Source organism: Cupriavidus sp. TMH.W2 (assembly GCF_050847365.1).
In the GTDB taxonomy this organism is placed as follows: domain Bacteria; phylum Pseudomonadota; class Gammaproteobacteria; order Burkholderiales; family Burkholderiaceae; genus Cupriavidus.
Genome location: NZ_CP193793.1, coordinates 596,587 through 614,796 on the forward strand (window position 1 = coordinate 596,587; position 18,210 = coordinate 614,796).

15 protein-coding genes and 1 pseudogene are annotated in these 18,210 nt (G+C 63.5%); 14 read left to right on the forward strand and 2 right to left on the reverse strand.

Translation table 11 applies throughout. The features are described from left to right. The first annotated feature begins 195 nt into the window (after window positions 1-195). From ACREYQ_RS20325 to ACREYQ_RS20390, 14 genes and pseudogenes are all read left to right on the forward strand, one after another. Window positions 196-1,650 carry a 2-hydroxymuconic semialdehyde dehydrogenase gene (locus ACREYQ_RS20325; protein ID WP_432261975.1) on the forward strand — a complete coding sequence of 485 codons (1,455 nt, stop codon included), beginning with the start codon at window positions 196-198 and terminating at the stop codon, window positions 1,648-1,650. A gap of 9 nt (window positions 1,651-1,659) precedes the next feature. Continuing rightward, a complete protein-coding gene (dmpE, locus tag ACREYQ_RS20330) occupies window positions 1,660-2,442 on the forward strand; it encodes a 2-oxopent-4-enoate hydratase (protein WP_432261976.1) in 783 nt (260 codons plus the stop codon). 37 nt (window positions 2,443-2,479) lie between these two features. Continuing rightward, window positions 2,480-3,268, forward strand: coding sequence for a 2-oxo-3-hexenedioate decarboxylase (dmpH, locus tag ACREYQ_RS20335; RefSeq protein ID WP_432261977.1), 789 nt, complete (start codon window positions 2,480-2,482; stop codon window positions 3,266-3,268). Between the two features lie 23 nt (window positions 3,269-3,291). Next, window positions 3,292-3,483: a 2-hydroxymuconate tautomerase gene (locus ACREYQ_RS20340; protein WP_432261978.1), complete on the forward strand. Its 192-nt coding sequence runs from the start codon at window positions 3,292-3,294 to the stop codon at window positions 3,481-3,483. 32 nt (window positions 3,484-3,515) lie between these two features. Then, window positions 3,516-4,460: an acetaldehyde dehydrogenase (acetylating) gene (locus ACREYQ_RS20345; RefSeq protein WP_432261979.1), complete on the forward strand. Its 945-nt coding sequence runs from the start codon at window positions 3,516-3,518 to the stop codon at window positions 4,458-4,460. A 44-nt stretch (window positions 4,461-4,504) separates the two neighbouring features. Continuing rightward, window positions 4,505-5,563: a 4-hydroxy-2-oxovalerate aldolase gene (dmpG, locus tag ACREYQ_RS20350; RefSeq protein ID WP_432261980.1), complete on the forward strand. Its 1,059-nt coding sequence runs from the start codon at window positions 4,505-4,507 to the stop codon at window positions 5,561-5,563. 286 nt (window positions 5,564-5,849) lie between these two features. Then, window positions 5,850-7,484: a methyl-accepting chemotaxis protein gene (locus ACREYQ_RS20355; RefSeq protein WP_432261981.1), complete on the forward strand. Its 1,635-nt coding sequence runs from the start codon at window positions 5,850-5,852 to the stop codon at window positions 7,482-7,484. Window positions 7,485-7,562: 78 nt separating this feature from the next. Continuing rightward, window positions 7,563-8,528 carry a threo-3-hydroxy-L-aspartate ammonia-lyase gene (locus tag ACREYQ_RS20360; RefSeq protein ID WP_432261982.1) on the forward strand — a complete coding sequence of 322 codons (966 nt, stop codon included), beginning with the start codon at window positions 7,563-7,565 and terminating at the stop codon, window positions 8,526-8,528. A gap of 69 nt (window positions 8,529-8,597) precedes the next feature. Then, the gene (locus tag ACREYQ_RS20365; protein WP_432261983.1) at window positions 8,598-9,821 is read left to right on the forward strand and encodes an RtcB family protein; all 1,224 of its coding nucleotides are present in this window, start codon (window positions 8,598-8,600) and stop codon (window positions 9,819-9,821) included. Beyond that, window positions 9,806-10,205 (forward strand): annotated as a pseudogene (locus ACREYQ_RS20370) (IS110 family transposase); the annotation flags it as partial. The gene ACREYQ_RS20365 and the pseudogene ACREYQ_RS20370, both read left to right, overlap by 16 nt. 922 nt (window positions 10,206-11,127) lie before the next feature. Beyond that, the gene (locus ACREYQ_RS20375) at window positions 11,128-12,633 is read left to right on the forward strand and encodes an AMP-binding protein (protein WP_432261984.1); all 1,506 of its coding nucleotides are present in this window, start codon (window positions 11,128-11,130) and stop codon (window positions 12,631-12,633) included. A 52-nt stretch (window positions 12,634-12,685) separates the two neighbouring features. Then, on the forward strand, window positions 12,686-13,306 hold the full coding sequence (locus ACREYQ_RS20380; RefSeq protein ID WP_432261985.1) for a 2-hydroxychromene-2-carboxylate isomerase: 621 nt from the start codon (window positions 12,686-12,688) through the stop codon (window positions 13,304-13,306). 71 nt (window positions 13,307-13,377) lie between these two features. Beyond that, window positions 13,378-14,913: a class I adenylate-forming enzyme family protein gene (locus ACREYQ_RS20385; RefSeq protein ID WP_432261986.1), complete on the forward strand. Its 1,536-nt coding sequence runs from the start codon at window positions 13,378-13,380 to the stop codon at window positions 14,911-14,913. A gap of 84 nt (window positions 14,914-14,997) precedes the next feature. Then, window positions 14,998-15,450: an MATE family efflux transporter gene (locus ACREYQ_RS20390; protein WP_432261987.1), complete on the forward strand. Its 453-nt coding sequence runs from the start codon at window positions 14,998-15,000 to the stop codon at window positions 15,448-15,450. A 34-nt stretch (window positions 15,451-15,484) separates the two neighbouring features. Here the strand turns inward: ACREYQ_RS20390 and ACREYQ_RS20395 are convergent, their stop codons facing one another. After that, on the reverse strand, window positions 15,485-16,375 hold the full coding sequence (locus tag ACREYQ_RS20395) for an IclR family transcriptional regulator (protein ID WP_432261988.1): 891 nt from the start codon (window positions 16,373-16,375) through the stop codon (window positions 15,485-15,487). Between the two features lie 129 nt (window positions 16,376-16,504). Continuing rightward, window positions 16,505-18,067, reverse strand: coding sequence for a class I adenylate-forming enzyme family protein (locus ACREYQ_RS20400; protein WP_432261989.1), 1,563 nt, complete (start codon window positions 18,065-18,067; stop codon window positions 16,505-16,507). Window positions 18,068-18,210: the final 143 nt, after the last annotated feature.

Here is an 18,210-nt window from a genome sequence, read left to right on the forward strand (position 1 = left end):
CCTCACCCCAGCCCTCTCCCGCAAGCGGGAGAGGGAGCACCCAATCAACAAGCGGAGGATCGCAGTGCGCGAATGTTCCAACACACCGTTCGCTTCCCGCTGGTTTGCTCCCCTCTCCCGCCTGCGGGAGAGGGAGCACCCAAACGATGAGCGGAGGATCTCAGTGCGCGATTGCTTCAATACCAGAGAACCAACATGAAAGACTTCAAGAACTTCATCAACGGCGAGTGGGTCGGCACCGCGCGGACCTTCGAGAACCGCAACCCGGCCGACAACAGCCTGATCGGCCACGTTCATGAGGCCGGCCAGGCCGAGGTCGACGCTGCCGTGCAGGCTGCGCGCCGCGCGCTGCAGGGGCCGTGGGGCCGCATGACGGTCGCGCAGCGGGTCGAGCTGCTGCACGCGGTGGCCGACGGCATCAACCGCCGCTTCGACGAATTCGTGCAGGCGGAGATCGCCGATACCGGCAAGCCCTTCGGGCTGGCCAGCCATATCGACATCCCGCGCGGCGCAGCCAACTTCAAGGTCTTTGCCGACCTGACCCGCAACGTGCCGACCGAGAGCTTTGCCATGGACACGCCCGACGGCGGCAAGGCCATCAACTATGCGGTGCGCAGCCCGCGCGGCGTGATCGGCGTGGTGTGCCCGTGGAACCTGCCGCTGCTGCTGATGACCTGGAAGGTCGGGCCGGCGCTGTCCTGCGGCAATACGGTGGTGGTCAAGCCGTCGGAGGAAACCCCCGCCACCGCCACGCTGCTGGGCGAAGTGATGAACGAAGCCGGCGTGCCGCCGGGCGTCTACAACGTGGTGCATGGTTTCGGCCCGGATTCGGCCGGTGCTTTCCTGACCGCGCACCCGCAGGTCAATGGCATCACCTTCACCGGCGAGACCCGCACCGGCGAAGCCATCATGAAGGCCGCGGCCAGTGGCGTGCGCCCGGTGTCGTTCGAGCTGGGCGGCAAGAACGCGGGCATCGTGTTTGCCGATGCGGATTTCGACAAGGCCGTGGCCGGCATCACGCGCTCGGCGTTCGAGAACAGCGGCCAGGTGTGCCTGGGTACCGAGCGGGTCTACGTGCAGCGGCCGATCTTCGAGCGCTTTGTCGCCGCGCTGAAGGCGAAGGCCGAGGGGCTGAAGCTGGGGCCACCCTCCGAGCCCGGCGTGAACATGGGGCCGCTGGTGTCGCATGAGCATCGCGACAAGGTGCTGTCCTACTACCGCCAGGCCGCCGAGGCCGGCGCCACGGTGGTCACCGGCGGCGGTGTGCCGCAGATGCCCGGCGTGCTCGCGGAAGGCGCCTGGGTGCAGCCTACGATCTGGACTGGCCTGCCTGAAAGCGCTGCCGTGATCCGCGAGGAGATCTTCGGGCCCTGCTGCCATATCGCCCCGTTCGACACCGAAGAGGAGGTCATCGCGCTGGCCAACGACACCCCGTACGGCCTGGCCGCCACGGTCTGGACCAGCGACCTCGGCACCGCGCACCGCATGGGCAGCGCGCTGGAGGTCGGCATCTGCTGGATCAATGCCTGGTTCCTGCGCGACCTGCGCACCGCCTTCGGCGGCGCGAAGCAGTCCGGCATCGGCCGCGAGGGCGGTGTCCATTCGCTCGAGTTCTATACCGAGCTGCGCAACGTCTGCGTGCGGCTGTGAGGTCCCATCATGCATAGCGAACTTATCCTTGAGATCGGCGCCGGCCTGCACCAGGCGCTTGCCACCCGCCGCCCGGTGGCGCCGCTGACCGAATCCTGGCCGGACCTGGCCATCGACGATGCCTACCGCATCCAGCTGGCGATGGTGCAGCACCGGCTTGACGCCGGCGAGCGCGTGGTCGGCAAGAAGATCGGCGTGACCAGCCGCGTGGTGATGGACATGCTCGACGTGCGCCAGCCCGACTTTGGCCACTTGCTGTCGGGCATGGTCTTCCCCGACGGCGCGGCGATTCCCGCCGACACCCTGATCGCGCCCAAGGCCGAAGGCGAGATCGCCTTCGTGCTGAAGGACGACCTGAAAGGGCCGGGCGTGACCAATGCCGACGTGCTGCGCGCCACCGCCTGCGTGCTGCCTTGCTTCGAGATCGTCGACTCACGCATCCGCGACTGGAAGATCCGCATCCAGGACACCGTGGCGGACAACGCATCGTCAGGCGTGTTCGTGCTGGGCGACGCCGCGGTGGACCCGCGCAGCGTGGACCTGGGCACGGTCGGCATGACGCTGGAGAAGAACGGCGAGATCGTCGCCACCGGCGCCGGCGCGGCCGCGCTGGGGCACCCCGTCAACGCGGTGGCATGGCTGGCCAACACGCTTGGCAGGCTGGGCATCGGCCTGAAGCGTGGCGAGGTGATCCTGTCCGGCTCGCTTGCCGCCATGGTGCCCGTAACCGCCGGCGACCAGCTGCGCATCAGCCTGGGCGGCATCGGCTCGGCCGGCGTGCGCTTCGTTTGATCCCGATCTCTTCCCGAACCCTGCGCAGGACAAAGCCATGACCCTGACACAAGACACCATCGCCCGGCTCGCCGAACACCTGGAGAACGCCGAGCTGCAGCGCGAGGCGGTGCGCAAGATCACCGACGAATACCCGGACATGGACTGGGACGACGCCTACGCCATCCAGGACGCCATCCGCGCGCGCAAGGAGGCGCGCGGCACCCGCATCGCCGGACTCAAGATGGGCCTGACCTCGTTCGCCAAGATGCGCCAGATGGGCGTGAGCGACCCGGTGTACGGCTTCCTGACCGACTACGGCGCCTGCATGGACGGCGGCGCCATCGATACCGGCACGCTGATCCACCCCAAGGTGGAGGCCGAGATCGCCTTCGTGCTGAAGGCCCCGCTCAGGGGGCCGGGCTGCCATATCGGCGACGTGCTGGCGGCGACCGACTTCGTGGTGCCGGCGGTGGAGGTGATCGACTCGCGCTACGAGAACTTCCGCTTCGACCTGAAGAGCGTGATTGCCGACAACACTTCGTCGGCGCGCTTCGTCGTGGGCGGCACGCACCGCGGCGCCGAGGGCCTGGACCTGAAGAACCTGGGCGTGGTGCTGGAAAAGAACGGCGAGGTGGTGGCCACCGCGGCCGGCGCGGCGGTGCTGGGGCACCCGGCCAACAGCGTCGCCATGCTGGCCAACATGCTGGGCGCGCGCGGGCGCGAGCTGCCGGCGGGCACCTTCATCATGACCGGCGGCGTGACCGAGGCCATCGCGGTGGCGGCCGGCGACAACATTACCGTGCGCTACCAGCACCTGGGCACGGTATCGATGCGCTTCACCTGAACCGAGGACCAAGGAGACACACCATGCCAATCATGCAGGTCTTCCTGATCGAAGGCCGTACCGAAGAACAGAAGGCGCGCCTGATCCGCGCGCTCACCGATGCCGCGGTCGAAGCGGTGGGTGCGCCGGTGGAAACCGTGCGCGTGATGATCACCGAAGTGCCGAAGGTGCAGTTCGGCATCGGCGGCAAGACTGCCAGGGAACTGGGCCGCTGACGCGTCAGGACTCAAGCGAAAAGGACAACGACATGGACATGAAAGCAAGCGGCCGGCACAAGGTGGCCATCATCGGCTCCGGCAATATCGGCACCGACCTGATGATCAAGGTGATGCGCCACGGCCGGAACCTGGAGATGGGCGCCATGGTGGGCATCGATGCGGCGTCGGACGGGCTGGCCCGTGCCGCGCGCCTGGGCGTGCCAACCACGGCCGAAGGCATCGAGGGGCTGGTCGGCATGCCGGGCTTCGGCGATATCCGCATCGCCTTCGATGCCACCTCGGCGGGCGCCCATGCGCACCACAACCGCGTGCTGCAGCAGCACGGCGTGCGCGTGATCGACCTGACACCGGCTTCGATCGGGCCGTACGTGGTGCCCGTGGTCAACCTGGACCAGCACCTGGACGCAGCCAACATCAACATGGTCACCTGCGGCGGCCAGGCCACTATCCCCATGGTGGCTGCCGTGTCGCGCGTGGCCAACGTGCACTACGCCGAGATCGTCGCGTCGATCTCCAGCAAATCGGCAGGGCCCGGCACGCGCGCCAATATCGACGAGTTCACCGAGACCACCAGCCAGGCACTGTGCTCGGTGGGGGGCGCGGCACGGGGCAAGGCCATCATCGTACTCAACCCGGCGGAACCGCCGCTGATGATGCGCGACACGGTCTTCACCTTGTCGGAGGGCGGCGATGAAGCGCAAATTGCGGCGAGCGTCGAAGCGATGGCGCAGGCAGTACAGGCTTACGTACCGGGTTACCGGCTCAAGCAGCGCGTGCAGTTCGAGCGTATCGCCGCGTCGGCGCCATTGAATATCCCCGGCCTGGGACCCATGAGCGGGCTCAAGACCTCGATCTTCCTGGAGGTGGAGGGCGCCGCCCATTACCTGCCGGCCTATGCCGGCAACCTCGACATCATGACCAGCGCGGCGCTGGCCTGCGCCGAGCGCCTGGCCGAGACCAGGCTTTGCGCATGAGCCGCTTGCCACGCCATGAACGCACCGAAGGCAGGGAGACCACTATGACCGCACAACCCACCAAGAAGCTCTACATCTCCGACGTGACGCTGCGCGACGGCAGCCACGCCATCCGCCACCAGTACAGCCTGGACCAGGTACGCCGCATCGCCGCCGCGCTTGACGCCGCGCGCGTGGATTCGATCGAGGTCGCGCACGGCGACGGGCTGTCGGGCTCCAGCTTCAACTATGGCTTTGGCGCCCATACCGACCTGGAATGGATCGCCGCCGTGGCCGAGACCGTGCGCCATGCCCGCGTGGCCACGCTGCTGCTGCCGGGCGTGGGCACCGTGCACGACCTGCGCGCCGCCTATGATGCCGGCGCGCGCGTGGTGCGCGTGGCCACGCATTGCACCGAGGCCGACGTGTCGCGCCAGCACATCGAATACGCGCGCGAGCTCGGCATGGACACCGTCGGCTTCCTGATGATGAGCCACATGACCACGCCCGCGGCGCTCGCGCAGCAGGCGAAGCTGATGGAAGGCTACGGCGCGCAGTGCGTGTACGTGGTGGATTCCGGCGGCGCGCTGGGCATGCAGGACGTGCGCGAGCGCTTCCGCGCCTTCAAGGATGTGCTTCGGCCAGAGACACAGACCGGCATGCACGCCCACCACAACCTCAGTCTGGGCGTGGCCAACTCCATCGTCGCGGTGGAAGAGGGCTGCGACCGCATCGACGCAAGCCTGGCCGGCATGGGCGCCGGCGCCGGCAACGCCCCGCTGGAAGTCTTCATCGCCGCCGCCGAACGCCTGGGCTGGCAGCACGGGTGCGACCTCTACACGCTGATGGATGCCGCCGACGACATCGTGCGCCCGCTGCAGGACCGCCCGGTGCGCGTGGACCGCGAGACCCTGGCGCTGGGCTACGCCGGGGTCTATTCCAGCTTCCTGCGCCATGCCGAGGCCGCCGCGGCGCGCTACGGCCTGGGCACGGTCGACATCCTGGTCGAGCTGGGCAAGCGGCGCATGGTGGGCGGGCAGGAAGACATGATTGTGGACGTGGCGCTGGACCTGCTGGCGCGGCGCAGTTTGCAGGCGGGGCAGGGGGCGGCGGCAGTGGCCTGACCGTCGGCGGGCGCCTGCGGCTTCTTGTGCTCACTGCCCGCTCCCGTTTCGTTTACCCGTACCCCCACTTCCGTGGGGATCAGTTCCCCATGCCCAGACCGTTAGCAGCGCAACAAAGAGCACGGATGCGCAGACAGTTGCCGGGGCCATGCACCCCTGCCGATCGCAAACACCGGGCCGACCAGCAGGAACGGGCGCGCAGTGGCATGCAGTCGTCGGGCATGCAATGGTTGGATCCATAACAATCGAAGCGCATACGTCTTCTTGGACGGTAAGGGGGGTGATCATGAATTTCAGGAGTCTGTCTATCCGCACGCGGCTGCTGGCGGGGTTCTGCACGCTGGCCGGCATGGTGCTGGTGGTGTCGGCGTATTCGCTGCATGCGCTCGGGGATGCGACCACCGGATTCAACGACTATCTGAACGGGCTGAACGCCCGCGCGGACATGGCCGCGAAAGTGCGCAGGGCGGTGGACCGGCGTGCTGTTGCGGCGCGCAACATGGTGCTGGTGACCGATGCGGCCGAGCTGCAGCAGGAGAAAGCCGAGGCCTTGCGCGCGCACGAAGATGTGCAGACGCGTCTGGCGCGGCTCAGTGAGATGGTGCGCCAGCCTGGCGTCAGCGACGAGGCGCGCAGGCTGGTCGACGAGGTGGTTAAGGTCGAGGCGCAGTACGGCCCGGTCGCCACGGCCATCGTCGGCCTGGCGGCGGAGCGCAAGACCGACGAAGCGGTGTCCCGTATCGACAAGCAATGCCGCCCGCTGCTGGCGGCGCTGATCAAGGCGACCAACACCTACGCCGAGTTCACCGCGGCGCGCCAGAAGGAGATGGAGCGCAAGCTCGAGGCGGACTATGAGCGCCAGCGCAACCTGCTGATCCTGGTTTCGCTGGTGTCAGCGGGTTTGGCCGTCGCCGGCGGCATCCTGATCACGCGCGCCATCACGCGGCCGATCCAGCGCGCCGTGGAGGTGGCCGGCACCGTTGCCAGCGGCGACCTGGGCGCGCGCATCGAGGTGGATCGTCATGACGAGACCGGCCGCCTGCTGGCGGCGCTGCGCGACATGAACGAGCGCCTCGCCGCCACGGTCACCCACGTGCGCGCAAGCAGCGGCAATATTGCCGTGAGCACCAGCGAGATCGCGCGCGGCAATGCCGACCTGAGCAGCCGCACCGAGGAGCAGGCGGCTTCGCTGGAGGAAACCGCGGCCAGCATGGAGGAACTGACCGAGACCGTGCGCCAGAACACCGAGAATGCCCGCCAGGCCAGCGAGCTGGCGCGCAACGCGGCGGATGTGGCGCAGCGCGGCAGCACCACGGTGCAGCGCGTGGTCGGGACGATGCAGGACATCAGCGCCAGTTCGGCCAAGATCGCGGAGATCACCGGCATTATCGAAGGCATTGCCTTCCAGACCAACATCTTGGCGCTGAATGCGGCGGTGGAGGCCGCGCGCGCCGGTGAGCAGGGCCGCGGCTTTGCTGTGGTGGCCAGCGAGGTGCGCGGGCTGGCCCAGCGCTCGTCGAGCGCGGCCAAGGAGATCAAGGAGCTGATCGAGGCCTCGGGGCGCCAGGTGCACGACGGCTCGTCGCTGGCGACCGAGGCCGGCCAGACCATGGCCGAGGTGACCCAGGCCGTGGCGCGCGTGACCGGCATCGTGGAAGAAATCGCCACGGCCTCGGCCGAGCAGACCCGCGGCATCGAGCAGGTCAACCAGGCCATCGTGCAGATCGACCAGGTGACGCAGCAGAACGCGTCGCTGGTGAGCGAGGCGGCCGACGCATCGCGCGCGCTGGAAGAGCAGGGGCGTGAACTCAGCGAGGTGGTGGCGTTCTTCCGCCTGCCGGGCGAGGGCGGCGGCTCGCACCTGGCAGCCGGTACGCCAGGCACGCAGCGGCGCACGGCTCACAGGCTGGCCGCGGCATAGCGCCAGGCCGGGACGGCGTGGCTGCAAGCCGGCCCCGGGACGGGTAAACTGGCCCGTCCCAGCTTCCTTGCCACCGCCATGACCGCCCTGCCCATTTCCTTCGACGACGTCGCCGCCGCCCACGAACGCATCCGCGCGGCGGCCCACCGCACCCCGGTGCTGACCTCTTCCACCGCGGACGCGGCCACCGGTGCGCAGCTGTTCTTCAAGGCCGAGAACTTCCAGCGCATCGGCGCCTTCAAGTTCCGCGGCGCCTATAACGCCATCGCCCAGTTCACGCCGCAGCAGAAGGCCGGCGGCGTGCTGGCGTTCTCCTCCGGCAACCATGCGCAGGCGATCGCGCTGTCGGCCCGGCTGCTGGGCGTGCAGGCGGTGATCGTGATGCCGCAGGATGCCCCCGCGATCAAGATCGAGGCCACGCGCGGCTATGGCGCTGAAGTGGTGCTGTACGACCGCTACCAGGACGACCGCGAGGCGCTGGGCCGGCGCATCGCCGCCGAGCGCGGCATGACGCTGATCCCGCCCTACGACCACCCGCATGTGATGGCGGGGCAGGGCACGGCCGCCAAGGAACTGTTCGAGGAAACCGGCCCGCTGGACATGCTGGTGGTATGCCTGGGCGGCGGCGGGCTGCTGTCGGGCTGCGCGGTCGCCGCGCAGGCGATGTCGCCCGGCTGCGCCGTGTACGGCGTCGAGCCCGAGGCCGGCAACGACGGCCAGCGCAGCCTGCGCAGCGGCAAGATCGTGCGCATCGATACCCCGCGCACCATCGCCGACGGCGCGCAGACGCCGTTCCTGGGCAACCACACCTTCACCGTGATCCGCGAACTGGTGACGGATATCGTCACCGTGTCGGATGCCGAACTGGTCGACACCATGAAGTTCTTTGCCGGGCGCATGAAGATCGTGGCCGAGCCCACCGGCTGCCTGGCCGCCGCCGCGGTGCTGCACGGCAAGCTGGATGTGAAGGGCAAGCGCGTGGGGATCATCATCTCGGGCGGCAATGTCGACCTGGGCGCCTTTGGCAGCTTCCTGCTGGGTTAAGGTGGGGGAATCCTCGGCTGGTGTCGGCCGTCTAATGTGCAATCCGCGACGACACAGCCAGGGGCGGCCATGACGGACAAGCGCCACTACGACGTGCTGGACACCGGCGCCGGCAAGCCGGTCAAGCTATGGACGCGCGGTGTCCCGGTGGAGGGCGCTGCCCGCCAGCAACTGGTGAACACCGCGCAGATGCCGTTTATCTTCCGCCATCTCGCGGTGATGCCGGATGTACATCTGGGCAAGGGCTCGACCATCGGCTCGGTGATCCCGACCGTGGGCGCGGTGATCCCCGCCGCGGTGGGCGTGGACATCGGCTGCGGAATGATTGCTGCGAAAACCAGTCTTCGTGCCGAAGACTTACCACTTAACCTTGGTCCTTTACGGTCAGCAATCGAGCGTGCAATTCCTCATGGACGTGGGAGCGGAAAGCGCGATCCAGGTGCGTGGAACAATGTGCCCGAGGATGTCGATAAAGCTTGGGCGGTAATTGAGCCTAGCTTTCGTGAATTGTGCAACGATTATCCAAGTCTAAAAAAGACGAATAACAGAATCCATTTGGGAACAATGGGGACTGGCAACCATTATGGAGAGGTATGTCTGGATGAGGAAGCATATGTTTGGTTAATGCTCCACTCAGGTTCGCGAGGCGTCGGAAATGCAATAGGGTCGATGTTCATTGAATTGGCAAAAAAAGATGCCATGCGGCATGATGTGCACCTTCCCGACCAAAATCTGGCCTATCTCGAGGAGGGGTCAAAATACTTCCGTGATTATGTGCGGGCAGTCGGATGGGCGCAGGAGTTCGCCAGATTGAATCGTGAGCTGATGATGCGGAGAATGATCGGTGCCTTACGTACTGTTATCAGCAAGCCATTTCAAACGCATATCGAGGCAGTCAACTGTCACCACAACTATGTTCAGAGAGAGATGCACTTCGGGCAAGAGGTCTACGTCACCCGCAAAGGGGCGGTGCGGGCTGGGAAAGGTGAGATGGGCATTATTCCGGGCAGTATGGGAACACACTCTTTCATAGTGAGCGGCAAGGGTAATCCAGAGAGCTTCGAAAGCTGTTCGCACGGCGCGGGGCGGCTGATGAGTCGTAGCGAGGCTAAGCGCCGCTTCACAGTGGAGGACTTGGCCCGACAGACGGCCGGTGTCGAGTGCCGGAAGGATCCGGCAGTGATAGACGAAGCGCCCGAGGCTTACAAGGACGTAGACGCGGTCATGCGCGCACAAGCCGATTTGGTGGAAGTGGTTCACACGCTTAAGCAGATTGTCTGTGTGAAAGGCTGACCGCTGCTCGCCCATGCGGATACGGCCTTTACAGGCAGCTTGCAGGGAAGGGATTCGAGTGCATGGTCTGAGCGCCGTCGCTAATCCCGAAGAAACCCGGCGAGCGCGTCAAGACCGATCGGCGCGATGCGGTCAAGCTCGTGCGTTCGCGTTGCGTGCAGGGGACCTGTCGGCGGTGTACGCGCCCAGCGTCCAGGACGAAGCATTCCGGGATCTGGCACGCGCGTGGGGCAGCGCCAAAGACGATCTGAAGCGCGCCCGGCAACGGCTGAAGGCCTTTCTGCTTTCACACGGTGTGCGCTACAGCGGCCGAGCCGACTGGGGGCGGCGCACCGTCGCTGGATCAGTGAATTTGCGTTCGACAGCGCGTGGCAGCAACTTGCCGTTACGAATATCTACGCGCCGAAACGCCCCCATCCAGGCCGAGGATTGCAGGAGGCCGTAGCCGACCCACTGCGGTCACTGGAGCATCTAGAGTAAAGCGGTCGTCTGGATGGCGCGGTAGGGGGAAATTCGAGGTCGCTTCCTGGCCGATCGCGGGGGAGGTTGATGGCCGGTAGGACCGGGGCTGCAACCGCTTGCTATTTCGCAGCCTGCGACAGCTCGACAGGCAAGGGCCGGTGGGAGTCGGACTGGAACCGCCCTGCGTGTTGGCACATTCCTGTTGCAGCGGTGACAGATCAGATGCGGTCTACGACGGCCGAAAAGGTCGCGGCTCGTGAATGAGAGTATTGCCCAATTGTCGGCACGCGAGCATGACAGAGGCGCCGATGCCGTGCATCGCAAAGAACGCGCACTAGTGCCTTTGCAACGTCAGAGTTCAGCGACTTCAGCAGCGCGCGCCTTACCCTGAGCGGCCGATGTCACGCGGACACGGCACGCGTTTTTCCAAGGGCGAGGTTCGTCAGAAAGAAGAATCCCAACTCCCGGGCCAGTTCCTCTTGCGCGAGCCTGAGATGCCCTTTGACGACCAGCGACGGGGCGACGAAAGAGCGCCCCGAGGTGGGAAGCCATCCAAAATTTCGTTCAAAGAACTGCATAGCGGAACGACGTGTCTATTTTATGCACTATACATGTTACATTCTCAGTTGCGATTGCAATACAAACCGCATGGCGGTATATTGTTCTGCGTGGCAGGTTTTCTCAAAAATGCTCGGGAACTTGCAACGTGATGCAAACGCCATAGTTCTGGTGCGCCAAGCGAAACTGAGGAGAACACCATGCGTAATCTACGCACTTGCAGTGCCAACTTGCGTGGCACCGAGTGGGAGCGAAAAGTATGAGACACCCTCACTGGCATGCAAGAGTGACCCCCAACAAGGTAGCTGCGCACTTCGTGCCGAGCGGGCGCACGGTCACCTATAGGCAGCTAGACGAGGAAGCAAATCGTGTAGCTCATTTGCTTGTGAGTCGAGGGATAGGAAAGGGAGATGCCGTCCTGTTTGCCGTCGACAATTGTCCTGAGTTCTTATACCTCGCGTGGGGCTGCCAGCGCGCAGGAGTTGTTTTCACTCCCGCCTCGACGAAACTCAGCGCTGACGATCTTCACTATGTTGCGCAGGATTCGGGAGCGGCGGCCGTCATCGTTTCGGGCATGTCTACAGCGGGCAGTGCGGTCTCGGACAAGCAGTGGAAATCTGCACTGCTGTTCGCCATCGGAGTCGACATCCCCGGGTTCGAACGTCTTGAAGATGTACTTCTATCAATGCCGCGGACGCTAATCTCGAGCCCAGCTCGAGGGCGAGAGATGATGTACTCATCCGGCACGACAGGGCGGCCGAAGGGAGTGCGCAAGCCCATCCCAGCTATCCCGTTCGACGCAGCGGACCCACGCGATGTTTCTCAGGAAGGCAAGCCTGGTGTGGGACCAGCGATGGTGCATCTCAGTACGTCACCCCTTTATCACGCTGCACCCCATCGCAACGTTTCACTCACGCTGGCTGCCGGTGGCAGTACGGTCATCCTCGAACACTTTGACCCGAGGATGGCGTTGAGTGCCATCGATTCGTTCTACGTGACCCACAGCATCTGGGTACCTACGATGTTCCATCGACTGCTCAGGCTGGATGCCAACGAGCGGCTCGGATATTCGCTCAAGAGCCATCGCATTGCTGTGCATGGAGCGGGACCATGCCCGGTTCATGTCAAGGAAGCGATGATCGAGTGGTGGGGCCCCATCCTGCACGAATACTACGCAGGCACAGAGGGCATCGGTGCCTGCGCAATCAGTTCAGACGAGTGGCTCTTGCATAAGGGCTCCGTAGGCAGGCCAACCGACGGACTTATTCACGTCCTGGACGAGCATGAGCAGGAAGTGCCTGCCGGAACGACAGGGACCATTTTCTTCGAAACGCAAGCGCAGTTCTCCTATTGGAAGGACAGTGACAAGACGGACGCAAGTAGAAGCCATCAAGGCTACTGGACCTACGGCGACGTCGGACACGTTGACGACGAAGGATATCTTTACCTGACGGACCGCCGCGACTTCACGATCATCTCGGGCGGCGTCAACATCTATCCCGTCGAGATCGAGGAAGCGCTGCTTCGTCATCCCGAAGTCTTGGACTCGGCCGTTTTCGGCGTGCCGGACGACGAGTTTGGCGATGCCGTACACGCCGTGGTGCAGGTGAGTGGCACAACGGACATCGATGGTCTTGATGGCGAGCTCCGAACCCTGTGCCGGACGCTCCTTGGACCCGTCCGTGTTCCGCGCACGTTCGCCTTCGTGCTGGACTTCCCACGTCTTCCAACGGGCAAGCTGCGCAAGAAGGAATTGCGGGACGCGCATCTCAAGTCGCTACGCAGCCCCTGACTCTACAACCTTATTGGATGCGCCCCATTCCAAAACCACGGAGACCGAAGCAATGAATGATGTTGATGTGCAATTCCTGTTCGATTTTGGCAGCCCCAATGCGTACCTCTGCCACAAGGTTATTCCGGAGATCGAGGCCCGCACTGGGGTCAAGTTTCGCTACGTGCCCATCCTGTTGGGCGGCTTGTTTCGGTTGACGGGAAACCGGTCTCCTGCCGAAGCGTTTGCGGGCATTAAGAACAAGCGCGAGTACGACCGGCTGGAGGTAGTGCGATTCACCAAACGCCACGGCTTGGACGCGTACAAGATGAATCCGCATTTCCCTGTCAATACTCTCCAGATGATGCGCGGTGCAGTCGGCGCGCAGCATGATGGCCCGTTTGAGAAGTACGTTGACCTCATGTTTGCGGGTATGTGGGAGCGTGAAATGAAGCTTGACGATCCGGAAGTCATCAAGGCCGCCCTCGAGGGCGCCGGGCTGGACAGTGCGAAGTTCCTGGAGTGGATTCAGGACGCCTCAGTCAAGGAAGAGCTTATCGAAAATACCCGGCGCGCTTTTGACCAAGGCGCCTTCGGGTCGCCGACCTTTCTCGTCGGATCGGAGATCTTCTTTGGAAAGGATCGACTGCGAGAGGTCGAAGAGGAGATCGTAACGCAGCTCTGCCAGAAGTAAAGCGACGGGTTCTCTCTAACAGCAACCCCCTGTCATAAAGAACGCGTCAAAAGCGGACAGAAGGAGGAGACATGTGCAGCAAAGAGATTGATGTCCGGCGCATTCACGAGGTGCTTGCGCCCTGGGTGCAAAGCCGGCCGGAACACCCCGCTATTCAAGATTCCAAGGTATCGCTCACGTACGGCGAACTGAACGAATGCGTCCACGCGTGTGTTCGTCAGCTTGTATCGCATGGTGTGCGGCGGGGAGACCGAGTCATCATCGTTGGCGAGAATTGCGTGGCCATCGGTATCTTCGTGTTTGCGCTCAGCCATATTGACGCATGGTCCGTGGTCGTGAATGCTCGTCTTTCCCCCAGAGAAGTGCAGCTCATTCAGGAGCATTCGGGTGCCCGGCTGTCCGTCTATACCGTGGATGTATCGGCAGAAGCGGCGCAACACGCCGAGCTAGCTGGTGCCGCCACCCAGGAGTGGGAGGGCGTTGGCCGCATTGGGATTGGCCCGTTGAATGCCTCAGCCGTCCCGGAGCCAACGCACGAGGAGCCGACCGAGCAGGTCGCGACATTGATTTATACCTCTGGAACGTCTGGCAGCCCGAAAGGCGTCATGCTGACGCACGCGAACCTGATATTTTCCTGTCGGGCCGCCAAGGAAGTCCGCGGCCTGGGCTCTGATGAAGTGGTCTACGGCGTTTTGCCAATGGCTCACATCATCGGGCTATCTGCCTTGCTGATTGGAACCGCGGACTGTGGTAGCACCCTGATCCTCGAGCCGAGATTCTCGCCAGAACGGTTCACACGTGCGCTTCAGGAAGATGGCGTCACGACCATTGCGGGAGTGCCCGCAATGTATTCCAAGCTCCTCGATTGGTCCAGAACAAGCGGGCACGCCATCCACGCACCTCGTCTACGGCGCGCCAGTGTCGCGGGAGCGCCCATGACTCCCGAGTTGAAAACCGATGTTTCCTTGGCCTTGGGTGTCTCGCTGCTGAATAGCTACGGGCTGACCGAGATGTCTCCGACCGTGTCTCTGACTCGCGCGAGCGAAGATCGCGCGGACACATCAGTGGGGCGCCCGCTGCCCGGCGTGGATCTACGCATTGTCGATACGCAAGGACAAGATGTGGTCGACGGGCAGGTGGGCGAACTCTGGGTGCGTGGACCGAACCTTATGAAGGGCTACTACAAGTCACCCGAACAAACGCGTGCAGCCATCAATGCGGAGGGTTGGTTCAACACGGGTGATCTCGCCCATCGCGACCGTGGTGGCGCACTGTTTATTGTCGGCCGGACCAAGGAAATGATCATACGGTCGGGCTTTAACGTTTATCCAGCGGAAGTCGAGCAGGCGATCAACACCTATCCGGGAGTCGTCCAGTCTGCGGTTGTCGGGCGCGTGGCGCAGGACAATGAGGAGGTCGTGGCGTTCGTAGAGGCGCAGGCCGGCGTTTCAATCGACGTTGACGAACTGTTGGTGTACCTACGCCAACGCCTCTCTCCCTACAAGCTTCCATCCGAAGTTCGCTTGCTCGAGCAACTGCCGTCGGCGGCCACGGGGAAGATCTTGAAGAACGTACTGCGTGAGGCTGCCATTTCGCCGTTGCGCTAGCGGTGTCGGCATCATTGTTCCCGTCGGTAATGGTGATGCAGATGCTTTCGGCGGGCGCCCTGGGGGGCGGAATTTCGTCATCCGATGATCCCGATGATCGGGATGAGCACGGGAGCTGGCAATCACGCGCGAGCGAGGAAGATTGCCTGGAAAGGAGCGCTGACCGCGGCGGTGATGTGCGAGTGCATTGGTGTGGCCGCGGCCGTCTGCCCTGACGCTTGGCTCACGCTATTTACGCGAGAACCGGAAGTGATTCGGATTGGCAGCGCCTACCTTCAGCGGGTGGGGCCAGGCTTCGGCATGTTCGGGCTGGGACTGGCACTGTACTTTGCATCGCAAGGGGCGAAGCAGATGGGCTGGTCCGTCGTCGCAGCCGTTTCGCGCGCCGCTATTGTTGCCAGCGCGAGTTGGATCGTGGCCGCCGGCGACAAGGCGGAGCTCAACGAACTGCTTGATATTTTGCTACTGGCGATGGCGTGCTATGCATTCTTGAACAGCGTCCCGTGGATTCGCGGGAAGAATCGGGACGCCGTGTAGCCAGTCGCCGAATGCAGCGTGAGACGTGCGAAACTCAGGTTCGAACCGGCCGTTTGGCGGCCGGGGCTTCGCCAAAGCGCTGGCCAAGGCTGCGTTCAATCTCTTTCAGCGTCTCCAGGAGCTTGGGACGAATCTCCTCATGCAGTCGGGATACCGGAAAATAGCCTGCGGCACCCGCAACGCTAAGGGCCATCATCGGCAGCCCGCGCCCGGGAAAGAAGGGCGCTGCGATACCGTGAACTTCCTTCACCCACGAGCCGGCAGAAGTTACGCAGCCCGTCGCCTGAAATTCTTCGACGGATTCGGCGATTTCCATTTGGATTTTGGGCCACGCCGCCTCGTCAATCTCGCGAATCCGCTCCAGCATCGCCTCGCGTTCGTTGGGCGACAGCGCTGAAAGCAGGGCGCGGCCTGCCGCACTCGTGCCGAGCGGTATGCGAGATCCGACATCGAGACTCAAGGTCACAATGGAAGTACTGCGGCAGCATTCGAGATAGAGCATCGACAGGCGATCCCGAACGCTCAAGGCAACGACGGCACCCGTCTCCGCGGCCAAAAGCTGCATGAACGGTCTTGCAACCTGTCGGACGTCGAGATTGACGAACATGGAGCTGCCGAGGGCTCCTGTTGCCGTGCCAAGCCGGTACCTGCCGCTGTCGGGAAGCACGTGCAGATAGCCTAGTTTCGTCAGGGTATAGGTAAGTCGAGTGACCGTCGACTTTGGCAGACCGCATCGCAACGCGATCTCGCTATTGGCCAGGAATGAATCTCCCGACTGGAAGCAACTCAGGACCTCGAGGCCGCGCGCGAGCGCCGTAACAAAATGCCGGTCCTGGCCTGCATCGGGGCTGGATTCCTCGTCAAAGTCGCCCTGATCACTGATGCCGGGGGCCGGTTCGAGAATTTTTCCCTTTGCTGGTGCCATGGTGCCGATGTCTTTCTGTGTAGGTGCTTGCAGGCCGGTAGCAATGCCTCCTGGTACCAGAGTGGCTTAGGAAGCATGACTAACCGGTTAGGATACTACAGCCGCTGTCGCATCTCCGGGCGAGTGCCGTTAGAGCGTCAATTGAGGCGCGCTCGCCGGCCGTGCCGCAAGATGCTTCATCTCGTTCTTCAAGAGCTTGCCTGTGGGCGCCGCCGGTAAGGTCGGCATTGTCCGGACTTCTGCTGGAATCTTGTAGGGCGAGAGCTGCCGCCGGAGGAACGCCATGAGTTCATCCTTCGAGAGGTCGGCATTGGATGCAATCTCAATAAATGCAACGACCTCTTCGTTATCTTGCACGCTGCGGCCAACCACGGCCGACTGTACGACCGCGGGGTGGCTGTTCAGCACTTCCTCGACTTCCACGGGGTAAACGTTGAACCCGGAGCGGATAATCAACTCCTTCGTGCGGCCCACGATGAACAGTGCTGCGTCGGACCCCTGCCGTGCCATGTCGCCGGTATTGAACCAGCCCTCCGTATTCACGGCGCGACGTGTCTGGTCCTCGTCGTGGTAGTAACCCTTCATGAGGTTGGGCCCGCGTACCCAAAGTTCCCCGGTCTCTCCCTCGCCCACGTCGTTTCCATTGAGATCAACAATGCGAATTTCCACGCCGGGGATCGGCGCACCGATGGAGCAGTCCTTACGCGGAGACTCCAGCCTGGTTTGGGCCACCGTCGGAGACATTTCGGTGAGCCCGTATCCATTCTGCAGCGGGCAGCCGAACGCCGCTTCGATCGCTGCTTTGAGATCCGGCGTAAGCGGGGCTCCCGCAGTTCCGAGCACGCGCAGAGCGTGGCCCCGCAGGGTGATGCCTTCCTTGGCACACCAGTCGATCATCCGCGCATACATGGCGGGCACGCCGATAAGCACGGTCAAGCCGTTGCGGAGTTCCGCGAGCAATCGCTCCGGCGTGAAACGTTCGTCCAGAACCAGGGCCGCGCCACAGAAAAGCGCGCCCAGCAGTTGGGACGAGAGGCCCACGACGTGAGCCATCGGAAGAACGCCATAGACGATGTCGCCTGGCCCAACCCTCCGCAACGCTTGGAAGGATGACGCCATGAAAAGCAGGTTCGCGTGCGTGAGCATGACGCCTTTCGGTCGGCCCGAAGTTCCCGACGTATAAATCATCGCGGCGACCTGTTCTTCCGGCGCGATGCAAACCGCTTCCGGGGTAGCCAGTTCATTAAGTCCGCTGACACTTACCGTGCCCACCCGACCCAAAGCTTGCGAGGCTGCGCCAAAGCGCTCGGCGTGAGCGCGTGCATCTTTCGAGAATTCGCCGGTGAAGAATACGCGGCGCGCCCCCGAGTGCTCGACGAACGAATCGATTTCGCGAGCCGACAAGCGGGCGTTTACGACGACCGCCCACGCATCGCACGCGCTGGCAGCGAGCACTAGCGTCGCGAGTGCCGTGCAGTTTTCGGCAACGAGCAAGATGCGGTCGCCGGGTCGGACGCTCAACCCTTTGAGGGTGTTGGCAGTGGATTCGACGACCTCCAGCAGCTCCCCGTATGTCAGTTGGTACTTCGCGTCGCGCATCGCGAGCGAGGCGGGGGCTTCCTCCGCTCGTCCATAAATCACTTCATGAAGCCGCGAATAAGTGCTGTAAGGGTTGTTTTTTGCTTGCTGCATGGCCTGTCTCCAATCGTTGCGTGATGCATAAATGAACTGCACTGCAGTTAAGTATGTCGCTTAGCGGTTCAAAAATCAAAAAAATCAGGTCGAATGGATTGACCATGCTGCTCTTGCCGTCCATACTGAACCGCAATGCAGTC